Raw genomic sequence first — 562 nt, 5'->3', positions numbered from 1 at the left:
CGGGAACTTCCCTCTTTTTTAAGGAAGGCAGAGGCAAACTCATGGACATATCAAGAATTTCTCCATACCCTCCTCACATACGAAGAAAAACGCCGGGAGGAGAAAATGATTGAAAAGCACTTAAAATGGGCGAAGTTCCCATATGAAAAAACTCTTGATGAATTTGAACTGGGAGAGCAACCGTCACTGAGCATCCGGCAACTGAAACAGCTACGGGAACTCTCCTGGCTGGACCAGGCATATAATTTAATATTTCTTGGTCCGCCAGGGGTCGGAAAAACGCATTTGGCGATAGGCCTGGGGTTGGAAGCCATCCAACAAGGGCAACGTGTTTCCTTCATCTCCATGGGGGAGCTGGTGCCTCTTTTGAAGACCGAGGAGTATATCCGGAAAGCTCAATTACGCTTGAAACGTATCAGAGATGCAGACTTGGTCATCATCGATGACCTCATGTATATGGCAATGGATCAACACGAGGCAAATCTGTTTTTCCAGTTAGTCAATCATTTGTATGAACGAAGTTCAATTATATTGACTTCTAACAAAGGGCCAGAAGAATGGG

General features: G+C 45.2%; 1 protein-coding gene. It reads left to right on the top strand.

What is annotated here, in order from left to right; translation table 11 throughout:
• On the top strand, positions 1–562 hold a 562-nt coding region (gene istB / locus ACFODW_RS12290; RefSeq protein WP_390306880.1), incomplete at both ends, for an IS21-like element helper ATPase IstB.

The organism is Virgibacillus sediminis (assembly GCF_042643265.1).
GTDB lineage: Bacteria > Bacillota > Bacilli > Bacillales > Amphibacillaceae > Virgibacillus_O > Virgibacillus_O sediminis.
Note: the sequence above shows the minus strand (reverse complement) of the source record. Positions and strands in the feature narration are given on the sequence as shown.